The sequence below is a fragment of the Streptomyces sp. NPDC043680 genome (genome assembly GCF_056436685.1).
Genome location: NZ_JBWKCE010000014.1, coordinates 35,190 through 51,754, shown reverse-complemented (window position 1 = coordinate 51,754; position 16,565 = coordinate 35,190). Strand labels below are relative to the sequence as shown.

The 16,565-nt window shown below is 69.1% G+C and carries 16 protein-coding genes, 1 tRNA gene and 1 pseudogene; 9 read left to right on the top strand and 9 right to left on the bottom strand.

Translation table 11 applies throughout. From position 1 onward, the window contains the following. Position 1: 1 nt before the first annotated feature. A complete protein-coding gene (locus AC0666_RS24780) occupies positions 2-187 on the bottom strand; it encodes a lysine biosynthesis protein LysW (protein WP_361716073.1) in 186 nt (61 codons plus the stop codon). A 79-nt stretch (positions 188-266) separates the two neighbouring features. After that, positions 267-1,421 (bottom strand): isopropylmalate synthase, encoded by a 1,155-nt coding sequence (locus AC0666_RS24775; protein ID WP_468971762.1) that lies wholly within the window; start codon positions 1,419-1,421, stop codon positions 267-269. Between the two features lie 439 nt (positions 1,422-1,860). On the opposite strand from AC0666_RS24775, the gene AC0666_RS24770 reads away from it, so the two are divergent. Both AC0666_RS24770 and AC0666_RS24765 read left to right on the top strand, forming a co-directional pair. Further along, on the top strand, positions 1,861-3,033 hold the full coding sequence (locus AC0666_RS24770; RefSeq protein ID WP_478708313.1) for an acyl-CoA dehydrogenase family protein: 1,173 nt from the start codon (positions 1,861-1,863) through the stop codon (positions 3,031-3,033). A gap of 21 nt (positions 3,034-3,054) precedes the next feature. Continuing rightward, positions 3,055-4,278 (top strand): acyl-CoA dehydrogenase family protein, encoded by a 1,224-nt coding sequence (locus AC0666_RS24765; RefSeq protein WP_478708312.1) that lies wholly within the window; start codon positions 3,055-3,057, stop codon positions 4,276-4,278. Between the two features lie 588 nt (positions 4,279-4,866). Here the strand turns inward: AC0666_RS24765 and AC0666_RS24760 are convergent. Together AC0666_RS24760 and AC0666_RS24755 are read right to left on the bottom strand one after the other, a co-directional pair. Then, positions 4,867-5,550, bottom strand: a complete 684-nt coding sequence (locus AC0666_RS24760; protein WP_468971757.1) for a hypothetical protein — start codon at positions 5,548-5,550, stop codon at positions 4,867-4,869. A 119-nt stretch (positions 5,551-5,669) separates the two neighbouring features. Continuing rightward, entirely contained in the window at positions 5,670-6,422 is a 753-nt protein-coding gene (locus tag AC0666_RS24755) for a GbsR/MarR family transcriptional regulator (protein WP_468971755.1), read from the bottom strand. Positions 6,423-6,664: 242 nt separating this feature from the next. Between AC0666_RS24755 and AC0666_RS24750 the strand changes: the two genes are divergently transcribed. The 4 genes from AC0666_RS24750 (at position 6,665) to AC0666_RS24735 (ending at position 10,735) form a co-directional block, all read left to right on the top strand. Then, positions 6,665-7,336: a DUF4097 family beta strand repeat-containing protein gene (locus AC0666_RS24750; protein ID WP_469156795.1), complete on the top strand. Its 672-nt coding sequence runs from the start codon at positions 6,665-6,667 to the stop codon at positions 7,334-7,336. A gap of 28 nt (positions 7,337-7,364) precedes the next feature. Further along, on the top strand, positions 7,365-8,327 hold the full coding sequence (locus AC0666_RS24745; RefSeq protein WP_478708311.1) for an ATP-binding cassette domain-containing protein: 963 nt from the start codon (positions 7,365-7,367) through the stop codon (positions 8,325-8,327). Further along, positions 8,324-9,115: an ABC transporter permease gene (locus tag AC0666_RS24740; protein WP_468971749.1), complete on the top strand. Its 792-nt coding sequence runs from the start codon at positions 8,324-8,326 to the stop codon at positions 9,113-9,115. Before AC0666_RS24745 ends, AC0666_RS24740 begins: the two co-directional genes overlap by 4 nt. A gap of 993 nt (positions 9,116-10,108) precedes the next feature. Next, positions 10,109-10,735, top strand: a complete 627-nt coding sequence (locus AC0666_RS24735) for an ATP-binding protein (protein ID WP_478708310.1) — start codon at positions 10,109-10,111, stop codon at positions 10,733-10,735. A 619-nt stretch (positions 10,736-11,354) separates the two neighbouring features. On the opposite strand, the gene AC0666_RS24730 is transcribed toward AC0666_RS24735, so the two are convergent. Together AC0666_RS24730 and AC0666_RS24725 are read right to left on the bottom strand one after the other, a co-directional pair. Beyond that, the gene (locus AC0666_RS24730; RefSeq protein ID WP_468971745.1) at positions 11,355-12,065 is read right to left on the bottom strand and encodes a hypothetical protein; all 711 of its coding nucleotides are present in this window, start codon (positions 12,063-12,065) and stop codon (positions 11,355-11,357) included. A gap of 457 nt (positions 12,066-12,522) precedes the next feature. Then, a tRNA-Met gene (locus AC0666_RS24725) sits at positions 12,523-12,596 on the bottom strand. 258 nt (positions 12,597-12,854) lie between these two features. On the opposite strand from AC0666_RS24725, the gene AC0666_RS24720 reads away from it, so the two are divergent. Beyond that, positions 12,855-13,256, top strand: a complete 402-nt coding sequence (locus AC0666_RS24720) for a transposase (RefSeq protein ID WP_478708309.1) — start codon at positions 12,855-12,857, stop codon at positions 13,254-13,256. A 185-nt stretch (positions 13,257-13,441) separates the two neighbouring features. Here AC0666_RS24720 and AC0666_RS24715 read toward each other — a convergent pair whose 3' ends face one another. Together AC0666_RS24715 and AC0666_RS24710 are read right to left on the bottom strand one after the other, a co-directional pair. After that, positions 13,442-13,825: a VOC family protein gene (locus AC0666_RS24715; protein WP_468971741.1), complete on the bottom strand. Its 384-nt coding sequence runs from the start codon at positions 13,823-13,825 to the stop codon at positions 13,442-13,444. Between the two features lie 203 nt (positions 13,826-14,028). Then, positions 14,029-14,853, bottom strand: coding sequence for a TetR/AcrR family transcriptional regulator (locus tag AC0666_RS24710; RefSeq protein WP_478708308.1), 825 nt, complete (start codon positions 14,851-14,853; stop codon positions 14,029-14,031). An 88-nt stretch (positions 14,854-14,941) separates the two neighbouring features. Here AC0666_RS24710 and AC0666_RS24705 point away from each other — a divergent pair, with 88 nt between their 5' ends. Then, positions 14,942-15,331 (top strand): VOC family protein, encoded by a 390-nt coding sequence (locus AC0666_RS24705; protein WP_468971737.1) that lies wholly within the window; start codon positions 14,942-14,944, stop codon positions 15,329-15,331. Between the two features lie 329 nt (positions 15,332-15,660). Here the strand turns inward: AC0666_RS24705 and AC0666_RS24700 are convergent, their stop codons facing one another. Further along, a complete protein-coding gene (locus tag AC0666_RS24700; protein ID WP_478708307.1) occupies positions 15,661-15,942 on the bottom strand; it encodes a hypothetical protein in 282 nt (93 codons plus the stop codon). A gap of 368 nt (positions 15,943-16,310) precedes the next feature. Here AC0666_RS24700 and AC0666_RS24695 point away from each other — a divergent pair. Continuing rightward, positions 16,311-16,565, top strand: a pseudogene (locus AC0666_RS24695) (hypothetical protein); the annotation flags it as partial.

The window sequence follows — 16,565 nt, the reverse complement described above, 5'->3', positions numbered from 1 at the left end:
CTCACTGGCCCCAGTCGCGGAGCTGTACTTCGACCATCTGCAGGCGCAGCTGACCGTCCTGGATGTCCTCGACGCGGAGCGTGAGCATGCACTCGGGGCAGGCGATGGTCTCGCCCTGGACGATCGGCGGCACGGTCAGGTCGGTTTCGCACTCGGGGCAGACGCCGGTGAAGGTGGCGGTGGACATCGGGCAACTCCGTATGTTGTACGTGGTCTGGGTGTGAAAGGAGGGGCTGATCTGGGTCCCGACCCTGTCGGGAGCAGGTTCAGACAGCCTGGAAGTCGATGGCGGCCTTGCGTATCGCGTCCCGGTCGAGCAGCGGGCGGCCGTCCCGCTCCTGCCGCTCGATGAGCCACGGGGTGAAAGCGTCGACGTCCACGACGACGCCCGACTCGGCGAGCGCCCAGGTGACGAGCGGGGGAGTGAGGCGCGTGCGCACACAGAGCTCACGGGTGTTGCCGACGAGCTCGGCCGGCAGCGTCTCGTACGCCTCCGGGTTGTTGAGCTGACCCGGCAGCTCGTACGCGAAGGCATGTGGCGTTGTCGGCCCCGACTGAAAGGCGTTGCCGAGGCCGGCGCCCCTGAGTGCGACCCGTGACAGCTCGGTGAGGTGGGTCAGGTCGAAGCGGGTGTCACCGTGGAGGACGCGCAGGGAGGTGAGCAGCTCGGCCAGCGGGGCGTTGCCGCCGCGCTCACCGATGCCGCCGACGGTCGCCGAGATCCACTGGGCGCCGGCGCGGATTGCCGCAAGGGAGTTGGCGACGGCCATGCCCAGCATGTTGTGCGAATGGATTTCGATCTCTGAGCCGTCGATCGCGGTGAGGTCGGCGATCACTTCCTCCATCTGCCAGGGCGACAGGTACGCGACGGTCTCCGCGAGGCGGAACCGGTCGGCCCCGGCTTCGAAGCCCGCCGTGACGTAGGGGACGAGCCGTCCCTTGGGTGTACGGGCGCCGTCCTCGCCGCTGAAGGTGACGTGGAAGCCGCGCTCCTTGGCCTGCGAGATCGCCGAACGGGCCAACACCTGAAGGTACTTGGGGCTGGGAGAGCCGAGCTTCAGCTTGGCGTGCTGCTCGGAAGTGGGAATGGAGTACATGATGTGGCGCACGCCCAGGCGCTCCGCCTCATCCAAAGCCTTCGTGACCTGCTGTCGGTCCTGCACCACCACGAGCGTCATGCTGCGTTCGGGACCGACGGCTTCGTGGGCGGCGAGGACCAGGTCGGCGTCCTTCGAGTTCGGGCCGGAGATCATGCCCACCTCGACCAGGTCGATGCCGGTCTTCACCAGCAGGTCCGCGATGACCGCGGCGTCCTTGGGGCCGAACTCGACGCCCGCCATGTGCGCGGAGTCTCGCAGGGTCGCGTCGGACAGGTGGGGAAGTCCTTTCGGAAGACTTCCCTCGTGCTCTGCTATCGCCATTGCGTTCCCTCCTTTTTCAGAACCGGTTTCCGTGTTTACCCGGCCGGTTCTGCGCTTAATTCTCGTCGCCTGGTGCAGGTGAGCGGACAACGCCAAGAGCAAGGCGATGTGGGGCGCTGCCGAATATGTTGGCCGACTCGCCGTGCAGGTACAACGGCCCCCATGTCAGAACTGTGTCAAGGACTGTGATGGAAGGTCGGGGCAGGTGAGGTATGCACATGCCCCGCTGATCGGATGCCAAATATCCGCAGGCGCCCTTAGATGTGCAGGGGATCGCCGGCTACGCTGTTCGGGTCCATTTCGATAAAAGGAGTGGAGTAATTGATTCGAAGTTCCGAAAGTCCTTCGATCGCTGCGATGCCAACGAGATGTCCGCAGACCGATGTGTGCCCGCGGTCTCGTACCAGACTCCGTTCAAAGGGAAGAGAAAGGGAATCCGATGGCGTTTCCGCATTCCCCCGTCGACGCCGGCGGTGCCGAGCCGATGCTCGCTGAGCGGGCTCGGGAGCTCGCCGACCGAGTGGCGCGACCGACAGTCATGGACCGCGACCGCGACCGCCGGTGGGACCCCGGGCTCTTCGCCGGGCTGGCCGATGCCCGGACCGGGCTGGACCTCGCCGGGCCGCTGGTTCCGCGCGCCCTGGGCGGTGGCGGCCTGTCCGCCATGCAGACGTGTGCCCTGCTGGAAGGTCTGGGCGAGGGCGCCCGCGACCCGGGCCTCGCCCTCGCGGTCAGCGTGCACGCGGTACTGGGCACCGTGCCCATCCGGGCATTCGGCACCCCCCGGCAGCGCGAGCGCTACTTGCCCCGTATGGCCTCGGGCGACTGGATCGGAGCGGTGTCGCTGCGCCAGACGCAGGGCGCTGCCCTCGCTCCCGCCATCATGGCCAAGCCCGCCGCGGCCACGGCAGGCGGCTGGGAACTCACTGGCGAACTGGACCTGGTGGCGTGCGGTCCCGTGGCCCACCACTTCCTGGTCATCGCCGCGCACGACGACGGCGGCCGCACTGCGTTCGTGGTGGACCGCGCCACACCCGGGCTGCTGATCAACGAGGCCGGCCCGGCGGCCATGAGTACCTGCCCGTGGGGGCGGCTGGCGCTGGACGGCATTCAGCTTCCGGACGAAGCGGTGCTGGGCAGCGTCGGCGGCGCCGCAAGCGAGGTGGAGCCGCTGCTGGCGGCGCTCGACTGGGTGTTCACCAGCGCATCCTGGCTCGGCGTCATACGCGCGCTGACCCGGGACGCAGTCGACGGCGCCCGCGAGCGCCGTCTCTTCGGCCGGCCCCTGGCCCACGACCAGTCCGCCCGACTCATGCTGGCGGACCTGGGCACGCGCTGCGAACTGGCTTCTGGGCTGCTCTACCGGGCCGCCGGGCAGTTCGACGCCGGCGGTCGTCCCTCGCAACAGGACGCGGCCGCCGCCCGGCTCTTCGTGGCGGAGGCCGCACGAGCGGTCACCAGTGGTGCGGCGACCCTGTCCGGGCCGCTCGCCCCCACCGGCGACCACCTGATCGAACGGGCACACCGTGACGCGCTGTTCTTCGCGGGCACCGGGGGCGGTACCGAGGTGCTGCGGCCGGTGATCGCGGCATCCCTGCTCGGACTCGGCTGAACGTAAGGACTGCACACTGACATGAATGGCGGACAACGCGGCATCGACACCGCGCCGAGCTTCCCGGGCATTGCCGCCCGGGCCACCGAAACCGATGCGACGGGAGACATACCACCGCAGAACTGGAAGGACCTCATCGACAGCGGCTACCTTCGGCTGTTCCATCCGCCGGAGCTCGGCGGCACCGGCGCTGACGGCCCCGCCTTGGCCGAGGCCATGGAGGCCCTGGCCGGGGCCTGTTCGAGCACTTACTGGTCGGCGACCGTTTCCGCCCTGCTGTGCGGCAAGCTGATCTCCACCTACGGCGACCCCGGCAAACATCGGCGGCTGCTCGACCCCCTGCTGGCCGGGGAAGAGCTGGCCGCCTTCGCCATCGTCGAGTCGGCCGCAGGCAGCGACGCCAGTACCTACCGCACCACTGTCCGCCCCGCCGGGCCGCCCGGCAGTGGCTTCGTCATCAGTGGTGAGAAGGCCCGCATCACCAACGCCCCGGACGCGGCCCTGGCCGTGACGCTCGCCCGGCGGGAGAAGCCCGCCGGGGACGACGGCCCCGACTGGTGCTTGGCTTTCGTGGACCTGCGGCAGCCGGGCGTCCGCCGGTACGAGATTCCGCACATGGGCCTGCGGGGTATGCCCTGGGGCGGCATCGTCTTCACCGACGCCCACGTCTCCGAGGACGACGTGGTGCCCGTGCCCTTCACGGAGCTCGCCGAAGGCATGACGTGGGGGTGGCTGCTGGTTTCGATCGCAGCCATCGCCACCGCTGAGTCCGCGCTGGCCGCCTCGGTGCGGCACGCCCGGGAGCGGGTCTCGTTCGGCCGGCCGCTGGCGCACATGGAAGGCGTACACGCGCAGCTGGCCGAGTCCCGCGCCCAGATCGACGCAGCGCGGTTGCTGGCCCGACGGGCGGCGTGCGAGCGCGCCTCGGGCCGGTCGGCCAAGGACCTGATCGGCATGCTCAAGATCTACGCCACAGAGATGGCCGTCGAGGTGACCGCGCGCGCCGTGCAGATCCACGGGGCGGCTGGTGTGACGCAGGGCCACGAAGTGGAGCGCCACTACCGAGACGCCCAGATGAACGTCATCGGCGCGTTCGCCACCAACCGGCTGCGCGAACAGGTCGCCGAGGGCATGGGCCTGGGACCGGCGGTCTACCGGCCCTTCGACTGGGTGACGCCCACCGGCCTGACCCGGGACTCGGCGGGCCTGGACGGTTTCCCCCGCCCCGCGGAAACCGTGTCCTGACTGCGGCGGCGGACGGCGTCGGCGCCTGACTGGCCTGCTCAAACGGACGAAGCTCCTGGCAACGGGCGATCTCGGTCGTACACCTGTGCCAGGGCATCGGCGCCGTCTGCCGCGTCCCGCAGCACCCTCGGGACCGCCTGGGCCTCCAGGCGGTCGCCCTGCTCGCCGCTCCACCTTCTCCGGCCCGTACGCCGAGGCCGTCAAGGCCGACATCCTGGAAGGCCTGCAGCTCGCCGGCCTGATCGGCGCCGGACTGCTGGTCCTGGGCGGCATCCTCGCCCGCGCCTTCAAGAAGGACGCCCCGCCGCCGCCCAGGTGGAACCCGCCGCCGAGGCTGCGCAGGAGAGGGAGCCGCAGCACGCGATCGGCTGAGCACCGGCCCCCGAAGGACGGGCCGGCTCAGTGCGGGACCGGGCAGCCGTCCGGACCGCACACGTGCCCGCCGCCCGCGCCGCTCCCCACCTGGAGCGGCGACCGGCTCCCCCACGCCTTCGCCGGCGCCCGGGAGAAGGCGTCCACCGGCTGGGCCCGGAGACCCCGTACGTGCGGTCGAACACGAAGAAGGGCACCCCCTGCGCCCCGGCCGTATCAGCAGGCCGCAGCTGCGTAGTGGTCGAGGTACTCCTGCAGATGAGGGGCGAGCATGCCGTCCTGGTTGCTCTCGTTGAGGTGCATCCACAGCTCGTTCTCCACGACGAACCGGTAGGCGAACTCCTTGAAGCTGCCGGCGCACCGCACCAGCGAGGCCGCGGCCGCTGCACGGAGCGCGTCCAGGTGCTCCTCCCCGACCTCCGCGTAGGCGCTTTCCAGCTCCAGGTGGGAGCAGACGACGAACGTCTCCCCCGAGGGCCGCAGGTACAGGTACCAGATGACACAGTCCTGCTGGTCCCTCAGGAACCGTATGAGGCGGGCGCCGTCCTCGGCGGGGCTCGGCAGCGGGTCGGACACATCGCTCCAACAGGCCGTCACCGACACCTCGTCGAGCCCACGGCACAGGCGCTCGCTGCCGTAGAAGGTCCGGAAGTCCTCGGGCAGGTGCAAGCCGATGGACGCCAGCTCCGCCTGTATCGCCGCCAGGTGCTCCCGGTGCGCGGAGGACTGCTCGTCCGGTGCGTCCGGACCGCCGAGCCATCCGAAACCGCCGTCGAGGCGGGCGGAGTCCACGACGGGCAGGCTCTCCAGGGGATACACCTCGTAGGTGAACTCGCAGGGCCGGTACGAGCCCAGATCAGAGGCGCACCATCCGGAAGGGAACTGGACGGGTGTGGACATGGGACATCCCCTTGCTCGGTACCGGGTTCAGCGTCCCGGTGGTTCAGCGGTACGCCCCAGCGTCGCACCCGCCACTGACAGCCCCCTCCCGCGCAGCCCGCCGTCGGCGCGGCCGCCCCTCAGGGTTCCGAACCCGGCGTGGCAGCGCCGTCCGAGACCGTTTCGGGTTTCGTGTGGAGGACTTCACGGGCCTGGTTCGCGGCGCGGGTGATGCTCTCGGTGACGAAGTCGAGGAAGCGGGCGATGTTCTCCATGCGGGCGCCGGCCGGGGTGTGGGCGCCTAGGACGGCGACGCCCTGCCGTGCGGTTTCGGCGACCTGGGTGGTGCCGCGGGCGCTGGCCATCATGGACTGGTACCAGACGTCGTCGTCGACGATGTAGCGCTCGCGGCGGCGTTCGTCGCGTTCCCGGCGGACGAGGCCCTGGCCCTCCAGGAACGTGATCGCTTTGGAGATGGACGCCGGGCTGACCTGGAGCCGCTGGACGAGTTCGGACGCGGTGAGGCTGCCCGAGTCGCTGGTGCACAGGCAGGCCAGGACCCGGGACATCATCTTGGGCGCGCCCGTCTGCATGAGGATGGTGGTGAACGTCTCCTCGTACTGGCGCACGGCCTCCGCGTCCCGCCCGTGGGCCTGCTCGGGCGCCTGCGGCCCTCGGGGCGCGGCCTGCCTGCGCCGGTGGGAGCGTTGTTCGGTGGCCCGGTGGGCCAGGTCGGCCCGGTAGGCGGTGGGGCCGCCGTTGCGCATCACCTCGCGCGTGATCGTCGAGGTCGGACGGTCGAGGCCTCTGGCGATCTCTGCGTACGCGAGGCCGTCGGCCAAGCCCACCGCGATCTGCCGGCGTTCCTGCTGGGTGAGCCTGCCTCCCGGCATTGCGGTCTCCTTCGTGGTCTGAGGTGCCTCCAGTATAGCGTTCACTCACAGTTCATTGCAACGCAACTGCAGGCGTTGTTGCATTGAACGCCAAATCATTGCAATGATTTAACGCCTCTGACCTGCGTAAACGACATCCATACGCAACGACAGTGTTGCCTGATCCATGAATGCAACGTAGCTTTCCAACATCAGAAAGCAGCGGGCCGACAGGGCGCACGCTGCACACGAAGGAGAGCACCGTGCAGAAGTTCGACACCCCCGCCGCCATCTCGACCGTCCTCGACATCCCCGCCGGCCGCATCAGCTTCATCGCCGCCGACCGCGCCGACACCACCGTCGAGATCCTGCCCGCGGACCCCTCCAAGAGCCGCGACGTGAAGGCGGCGGAGCAGATCGAGATCGCCTACCGCGACGGCGTCCTGCGGATCGAGGCCCCGGCAGCGAAGAACCGGATCCTCGGCCCTTCCGGATCCGTCGAGGTGACGGTCCAACTGCCCGCCGGCTCCCGCATCGAGGCGAAGGCGGCCAGCGCCGAACTCCGCGGCGTCGGACGGCTCGGCGACGTCGCCTTCGAAGGCGCGCTCGGCACCGTCAAGCTCGACGAATCCGCGAGCGCCCGCCTCACCCTCGCCTCCGGCGACATCTCGATCGGCCGCCTGAGCGGCCCCGCGGAGATCAGCACCCAGAAGGGCGACCTCCACATCACCGAGGCCGTGCACGGCACCGTCACGCTGCGCACCGAGTACGGCGGCATCTCGGTCGGCGCCGCCCGCGGAGTCTCCGCCTCCCTGGACGCCGGCACCTCCTACGGCCGGATCCACAACGCGCTCAAGAACACCGACGGCGCCGCCGCCGGCCTGAGCATCCACGCGACCACCGCCTACGGCGACATCACCGCCCGCAGCCTGTAGTCCGCAGCCTGTCGAAGGAGCACCCCTCATGACCAACCTGGCCATCGCGGCGAACGGGCTGCGCAAGTCCTACGGCGACAAGACGGTCCTCGACGGCGTCGACCTGGCCGTCCCGGAAGGAACCGTCTTCTCCCTGCTCGGCCCGAACGGTGCCGGCAAGACCACCGCCGTCAAGATCCTCTCCACCCTCGTCTCACCCGACCCGGGCACCGGCGCCATCCACATCGGTGGCCACGACCTGGCCGCCGCCCCCCAGTCGGTGCGCGCCGCGATCGGCGTCACCGGCCAGTTCTCCGCCGTCGACGGCCTGATCACCGGCGAGGAGAACATGCTCCTCATGGCGGCCCTGCACCACCTCTCCAAGCGCGAAGGCCGGCAGACCACCGCCGAACTACTGGGACGCTTCGACCTCACCGAGGCCGCGAAGAAGCCCGCCTCCACCTACTCCGGCGGTATGAAGCGCCGCCTCGACATCGCCATGACCCTGGTCGGCAACCCGCGGATCATCTTCCTCGACGAGCCGACCACCGGCCTCGACCCGCGCAGCCGCCACAACATGTGGCAGATCATCCGCGAGCTCGTCGCCGACGGCGTCACCGTCTTCCTCACCACCCAGTACCTGGAAGAGGCCGACGAACTCGCCGACCACATCGCCGTGCTCAACAACGGCAAGATCGCCGCCCAGGGCACCGCCGAGCAGCTGAAGCGGCTCGTCCCCGGCGGACACGTCCGGCTCCGCTTCACCGACCCGTCCGCGTACCAGCGCGCCGCCTCCACCCTCCACGAGGCCTCCCGGGACGACGCATCCCTCGCCCTCCAGATCCCCAGCGACGGCACCCAGCGCGCCCTGCGCACCCTCCTCGACCGCCTGCACTCCACCGCCGTAGAAGCCGACGAACTCACCGTGCACACCCCCGACCTCGACGACGTCTTCTTCGCCCTGACCGGCGGCGCCGCCCTCCCTCACCAGCCCAAGGAGAACGCCCGATGAGCTCCCTCTCCCTCGCCGTACGCGACTCCGCCACGATGCTGCGCCGCAACCTCCTGCACGCCCGGCGCTACCCGTCCCTCACCCTCAACCTGCTGCTCACGCCGATCATGCTGCTGCTGCTCTTCGTCTACATCTTCGGCGACACCATGAGCGCAGGCATCGGCGGCGGCACTCCGGACCGCTCCGAGTACATCGCCTACATCGTCCCGGGCCTCCTGCTGATGACCATCGGCAGCACCACGATCGGCACCGCGGTCTCCGTCTCCAACGACATGACCGAGGGCATCATCGCCCGCTTCCGCACGATGGCGATCCACCGCGGCTCCGTGATCATCGGGCACGTCATCGGCAGCGTCCTGCAGTCCGTCATCAGCGTGGTCCTCGTCGGCGCCGTCGCCGTGGCCATCGGCTTCCGCTCCACCGATGCCACCGTCCTGGAATGGCTCGCGGCCCTCGGACTGCTCGTGCTCTTCGCCACGGCGCTCACCTGGATCGCGGTCGGCATGGGCCTGATCAGCCCCAACGCCGAGGCCGCCAGCAACAACGCGGTGCCCCTGATCCTGCTGCCGCTCCTGTCCAGCGCCTTCGTCCCCCTCCACTCGATGCCGGGCTGGTTCCAGCCCATCGCCGAATACCAGCCCTTCACCCCTGCCATCGAAACCCTGCGCGGACTCCTCCTCGGCACCGAAATCGGCAACAACGGATGGCTCGCCCTCATCTGGTGCCTGGGCCTCGCGGTCCTCGGCTACTTCTGGTCGACCGCGAAGTTCAACGACGACCCCAAGTAACCCCGTGACACCCCCGAGGGCGGCGCACCCCGACACCCCGTCGGCGTACGCCGCCCCGTTCGCGTACGAGGGAAGCCACCGGCCACGGCCGACTCCGCGGCACCACGGGTGCCCACACACACGAAAGCCGATGACCGCCAAAGGGCGTCATCGGCTTTCGCGGCAGTCCACGCGCCAACGTGACCTGCAATGTCCCTGTGCGAGCCATGGTTGGAGCCAGTAGCAGTCAGGGCGCATGGGTCGGTCCGGCCTCCCCGGTTCCCCCCCACCTTTCGAGGTCAATCTTCGGCCCTGCGTACGGGCAACTTGAGGCCCCCTAGGTGGACAGATACGGAGCCAATGCCCGGGTCCGGCTCTGCGCCGCAGGTCAGGCCGGGTCGGGCTGTCCCACCGGCCCGGTTCGGCATGGACAGATGTCGGGCCAACTTTCCGGGCTGCTCCGAAGGTGCTCCGGGACTGGAATGGTTGTCGGTTGAGTGGACGTGTATCGCTGCTCGGGTGACGCCAATCGTTCGGCGATCGCGGCCAGTTGGAGCCAGTGGCAGCCGGGCGGCGGCCGAAAGGTCGCCGCCCGGGTACAAAGAGAGCCCCAATCAGCCGTACCGGCGGGGCATCAGCCCCCACCACCCCCTCGCCCTCCACCGCGAGCGTCCGCTTCGGCATGGCGCACGCCTGGTCGGCCTCCGCACTCAAACGCACCACCTCGGGCAAGACCCTGCCCCCTGGGACCTCGTCCACCACGTCATGGCCGTCTGCGGCGGGGACCGGATCCTCGTACGGCACGCGCGCGAACTCCACGAGCGTGCGGCGCAGGCACTGAAACGGAGGGCGCGCCAAGCCAAGAGGTCCACCATCGCGCCGCGGCCCGAACTCGTCCGCGACAGGGCGGACCTGAGCGGGGCCCTACGCGAGGGGCGGATCCGCGAGGAGGCGCATCTCGCAGCATGACCGTGCAGCCGGAGAACATGCGACACCAGGCGGGATACTTGTCTGATGGACATGTCGAGGGCTTCCTGGGTCAACACGACGCACGATTGGTCCAGCGTCGTTGATGCGGATCATCTGGCACAGATCCGACAGAGCCCCGCGGAGTTCGCCCCGGATGGACCTTGGCACCTCGTCCTTGAGGTACTCGCCTATGCCGCCGACGAAGCGTCAAGCAAGGGCGGGGGACGCTGCGTCGTCGTTCTCCATTCCGACGGTTCCCTGTCCGTCCGGGATGACGGACGGGGCACTGACACCCGCGTGGACGAGCACGGCCGGAGCGTGAAGAAGCCGGTCATGGCCACGAAGGACCTCCGGTTCTTCGATTTTCCGCAGGTCGAGGTGCTGCCTGACGGCCATCCTCGGCGCGGCATGTCCGTGGTTGCGGCGCTCAGCGAGTGGCTCGCCCATACCAACCGCCGCCGCAACGGGGCCTGGACTCAGCGCTACGAATACGGTGTCCCCGTCACTGATCTTGAGCCCGTCGAGGCCGACGGCACGACCGGGACGCTGGTCCATTTCAGGCCGGACGGGTCGCTGGGTTCGCTGACCGTGCCGACGGCCGGCGACCTTTCGCGCCTGGCCACGGCCTGGCCGCATCTGAAGGTTCAGGTCGATGACCGGCGCCATCACTGACGGATCCGGCGGCGGTGACCGGTCGCTCATCACGGTGATCAGCTCGCTGTAACGACCGTTGCGGTCTGTGGTCGGCGGCTGGCGGCGGCCAGCAGGATCCGCTTGCGCAGGAGGGGGAGGTGGGCACGACCAACATGCTGCGCCTGAGGGCCCTGAGGTCGTTGACGCGGCCCTCGACCGGGCCAGAAGAGCCCCCGCGACGGCTCGACGCCGATGTCGTCTTCCGGTCGAGTTGGGCTCCTCGGATGGACGAGGCACCCGGGGGGCCGCGGTCGTCAGGCGAATGGCCGGAGTCCTGGATCGACGTCTCCAGGGTGCGGGCATCGTGGCCAAGGGCATGAACACCCGCTGACTCCGCCACCGCGACACCACCGAAACGATCATCGGCGTCCTCACCGCCACCCACTGCGCTTCACACGCCTGCACCTGGACACGGCGGGGCGGGCCCGATCGCGGCCGCCGGCTGAGAGAGCAGGCGGGGGCCGGCCGCCGAGCGGTGCAGCCGGCTACCGGAAGGCGATGCCGGCTCGTGAAGGGCAGAGGGGTTTCCCCGCCGGGATACGACGGAAAAACCCCTCTGAATTCTCCCGCGGGCCGGACAGCGGGAAATCGCCGCCTATCAGACGCCGCTACCGCCGATTGCGGTCTTTCCGTTCCCCCAGACCTTTACCTGGGCCCACGGGTGCAGAGTGGCGTAGCAGCCGTACTTGAAGATGCACAGGTCCACTTCGCGCTTCATCATCGACGAACCGGAGGATGCCGGGGTCGCCGACTTGGTGTCGACGAGCCGCTTGGGCGTGACCTTGACCTGGGCGACCAGGTCTTCGTCGGTGAAGTCGTCGTACCGCTCGCCCCAGGCGCGCACCTTGCCGCCGCCGTAGTTGAACTTGGCGTACGTGTGGTACTTGAAGATGATCGCGCCCGAGTAGCTGCGGTGCGTGTGCGTGATGTGGGTCATCTTCCACGAGCCGCCCGTGATTCCCGTGAGGGACGAGGTGGTCGCGGCGGCGGTGTCTCCCTCCGCGGCGGTCGTGACCACCTCGGCGGGATTGCTGGGTACGGCGTCGGCGGGCGGCATGACGTCGGCGAGCTGCTTGGTCGTCAGCGCCGAACCGTCGATGGCCGAAACCGCCTGGCCGCCGGCGGTGAGGACGGCGGAGGCGGTGGTGACCTCAGCCGGGCGGGTGACGTCCTCGACCACGGCGGCGAGCGACGGGATCGAGCGGATCAGAGCGACGTCCGCCTGGGTCCACGTGCCGTCACCGTGCCGCTTGAGTGCGGCGCTGATCTGCGCGTCGGTCGGCGTGGCAGCGTGAGCGGCCGGGCCCACCGTGACGGCCAGAGCGGCCGCTGCGACTACAGCGCCGATACGAGCCTTTGAAAGGAACTGCCCTCGTGCAAACAACAGAACTCCCCATATGTCTGTACAGTCGGCAAGAGGGCCTCTATTCGGTGGCAGTGGTCGGCTGCCGGAAAGGGCTGAAGATGGCCCGCTTTCCCCCGCGGCCGCTCTTGCTGGGCCAGACGCTACGCGCAAGATCCACGGGCCGGGAAGGGGAGATCGCTCCTTCTGAGGAACAATTGAGGTACCGCAGCAGTCGCCGGACAGCCACACCCGGCTCGCCCCGCGCGGCTGCCGCCCACCGCGACATCCTGACCCCCAGTGGCGTGCCGACCCGCTGTGCCACCGGCGTTGTGAGTAAGCGAAGAGTGCCGCGACGCCCGCCTGCGCTGCGCTACAGAAGAAGGGCCCGGATCCTGGGGGATCCGGGCCCTTCGACGTTCAGTAGCGGGGACAGGATTTGAACCTGCGACCTCTGGGTTATGAGCCCAGCGAGCTACCGAGCTGCTCCACCCCGCGTCGGTGAACCCCACCCTACGCCACCGCCACGCTGCCGCCGACCAGCTTCGACGGGCTCAGGCGTCGTGGTGCCCGGCCATGGTGATGAGTCGGATGCCCAGCTGGTCGTGGGTTCCTTCCCCTCGCCGGACCAGGTGAGCTCGCCGCCCAGGTGGGGAGGGCGATGATGGCGGCGATATCGCGGAGCAGGTTCGGCGGTGGCGATGACAGCTGCTCGTCGGGGTGGCGGTGAGACCTTCCTGCCGGTCGCGGGCGTCGATGAGTGGCCCCTCCCTCAGGGTGGGTCATCCTCGGTCACCGACCGGTCTTCATGGATGCCGCCCGCATCTGGGCGCTGCAGCATACGGAGGGTTCACCACCAAGCTGCACCTGGCCATTGAGCAAGGCCGAAAGCCCATGTCCATCACGGTCACGCCAGGACAGCGCGGCGACCCGCCGCAGGTCGAACCCGTACTGGAGAAGGTCCGCGTGCCCCGCACCGGGCCGGGCCGACCACGCGTCCGCCCCGACCGCGTGCGGGCCGACAAGGCGTACGCCTCTCGCAAGAGCCGCGCCTACCTACGCCGCCGGGGAATCCGCTGCACCCTCCCGAACAAGTGCCGATCGAGCCCGCAACCGTCAGAAACTTGGTTCCCGCGGCGGCCGTCCGTCGAAGTTTGAACGGGATTTACAAGGGCCGCCACGAAGGTCGAATGCGGCATTAATCGCCTCAAGGGCACCGCGCTGTGGCCCCACAAGGTACGACAAGCTGGCAGTCCGCTACGAGGCGACCGTCCTCGTAGCGGCCATAGACGAGTGGCTGGGACCAGCGGGCACACCAAACCGGCCAGGACAGCGCCTGGGCGTCAGGAACCCCTCGCAGCTCGGTCGGACTCGCTGCGAAGAACGCAGAACTCGTTGCCTTCGGGGTCGGCAAGGACTGCCCAGCCAGAGCCATCGGGATTCCGGTGATCGGCGACCAGGGTGGCACCGAGGTCGAGCAGCCGTTCCACCTCCTGCTCGCGCGATGTCTCAGGGCGCAAGCACAGATGGATCCGATTCTTGATCTTCTTGGACTCGGGCACCTGGTTGAAGTACAGCACTGGGCCCTCCGCCAGCAGCACCTGAGTCTCCCGATCACCCGGTTTGTCCTCCGGATGCAGTGGACGGCCAGTCACTCTGCTCCAGAACCGGGCCAGTTCGTAGGCATCCGCACAGTCAATCGCCACGTTCTGCACCACCGAAACCATGCACACGAGCCTTCCTCACATCCACTCCAGACGCCACCGAGTTGCGCCCAGCCTCAGCGCACACGGCTCCGCCGCATGGCGGCGCTTTCGATACACCCTCCAGCTGGACTGATGAGGCTGTTTGCACCCCTCCTGTGCTCGGAGAAGAGCCAGACCTCCGCACCGAGTTCCCCGGCCGGAGCACTGGCGGCAGGTGCTGCGGCTCACGGGGCCGGCTCAGGGGCAGTGGCGTCGTGCCGGCGGGATGAAGTCGACGCCTTCGCGTCTCCGCTTCGGTCGATCAGGGCGGCGAAGGCGTCGAGGACGCGTTGCAGGCCGAAGGAGTAGGCGTGGGCGGGGTCGTGGGCACTGTTGTGTGCGGCGCCTGCGGCTGCGCCGACGCGGACGGCAGTGGGGTAGGCGTTCTCGTCGAGGACCCGGGCGAGGAGCGGGGCGTTCAGCTCCCACCATTGTTGGTCGTTCAGGGCGCTGTCGTGCTGTGCGGCGCGGGCGTCGGCGGCTGCACGGGCGCATGCCTGCACGAAGGTGAGCAGGTGGGTCAGGCAGTCATCCATCTCGACGTCGCTGAGGCCGAGGCCGTCGAGCCCGGACAGTTCGTGCTCGTACTTCGACATCTGCCCCGGCCCCAGCGGAGGCCTGATGGTGGAGACGGCCGCGGCCCATGGGTGGCGTTCGAAGAGGGCTTTGTTTTCCTCGGCGATGGCGGTGACGCGTTGGCGCCAGGGCTGTCCGGTGGTGTCGGTGCGGGGCATGCGGGCGTAGGCGGCGTCGAGCATGAGGTCGAGGAGCTCGGCCTTGCCGGGGACGTAGGTGTACAGCGTCATGGGCACCACGCCGAGTTCCTTGGCCACCCGGCGCATGGTCACCGCGTCCAGGCCTTCGGCGTCGGCGACGGCGGTGGCGGCCTCGACCACCGCGTCGAGGCTCAGCCCCCGGCGCGGCCCTCGGCGACGGTCGGAGGAGGAGTCGCGCCACAGCAATTGCAGGGTGAGGGCCGGGTCGCCCGAGCTGGTCCGTTCCGTTGGCACGGGGTCATCCTCTCGCATCCGTACTCTGTACGATGTACATTGTACTGCGTACAGAGAATAGGCTCGTCGATCTCTCGGAGGAGTTTTCTTGAAGATCACCTCTAGTGCCGTGTCACTCAACGTCGACGACGTCCCCGCATCCAGCGCCTTCCTCATCGAGCACTTCGGGTTCCGCGAAGAAATGGCGGCCGACGGCTTCGCGTCCCTGACGCGCGACGACGTCGGCATGAACGTCATCTTTTTGCGGCGGGGGTTGGAAAGCCTCCCGGCAGACCAGCGCGACGAGCACGCCGCAGGTCTGATCCTCGCCTTCGTCGTCGAGGACCTCGAAGGCGAGCTGGCGCGCCTTCGCTCCGAAGGCGTCGCTATCACCATGCCGCTGACCGACGAGGAGTGGGGCGAGCGCGCCTTCCAGGTCCGAGACCCCAATGGCGTCATCGTCCAACTGGTCGACTGGAACGCCCCCACCAGCCGCTGAGGCAACCGACGGCACCGCCTTCCGTGCCCGAGAAGCGGTCGCCTCGCACTCGCGAAGCGACCGCATCACTGCCGACCTCATGCAGCCGGGGCCACGGCGAACAGGCCAGCGCTCCCGGAACTCGTGAGCAAGGGCTCCCTCCACGTACCTTCTCGCCCTCCCGGCATGCGCAGCGACGGGCGTGGACACGCGGGAGCACTGACGTCTCGTGGTGGAGCGCCGTAGTTGGCCGTACTGGCCAACTACGGCGCTCCGTCACACCAGGCCGGTGTGACGGAGCGCTTCAGTTGGCCCCTGGGCGTGGTCCGCGGCGCCGAGTCAGTTGCCGGTTACTCGGGCGGAGCGGGGTCGGGCGCGCAGGGCAGGCAGCCGTCGGGGACGGCCAGCCGGGGTTCCCCGCCCAGGAGCAGTGGAAGGTGCTCGCCCTCCGGCAGCAAGGCACCGAACGCATCGATCACGCCGCCGTCGTCCGGATCGTCCAGTGCGCCGGTGAGCCGTTCCTGCACGCTCTCCAGCGACAACTTCTGCGTCGCGGTCTCCAACCGGCGGAACAGGAACGGGCACGTTCCACAGTAGGAGCTGAGCTCAAAGGCAGGATCGTCGTCGACCATGAGCAGGCGGCGCCGCGGCCCGCCGCCGATCTCGTGCCGTTCCGTATCGAAGTGCAACCGCGCCGCGGAGTCAGGGAGGCCGAGGGCGCGCGGGTCGCCCCGTATGTCAAGCCACGGGATGACGTGTCGTGACGTGAAATGGCTGGCTGGGGCGTACTGGAGTCATGGATGCAACCTCGACGAGCAAGGGAACTGCCATGCACCGTATGCCTCAGTCGCGCCGATTCGTGCTTCTTTCCGTCTCCGCTGTCATCGCGGGAGGGGGCGTTCTGCTTCCGTCCACCGCGTTCGCCGCTGAACCCCAGCAGCACAGTGCCTCCGTCTCCGTGGCACCAGCTGATCACAACGGCCACGGAAAGGGCGGCAGCATGAAAGGCGACGGCAGCGGCAGGCACAAGACGCCGGCGCCGAAGCCGGTGCCGGACCTGCCTGGTCTGCCGAAGCCCGGGCTGCCGAAGACGGGTCCGGTTGGCCAGATTCCGGAGGTGCCGCACGTTCCCGTGGGGAAGCTGCCGCTGCCGCCCGCGCCCGGGCTGCCGAAGACGGGTCCGGTTGGCCAGATTCCGGAGGTGCCGCACGTTCCCGTGGGGAAGCTGCCGCTGCCGCCCGCGCCCGGGCTGCCG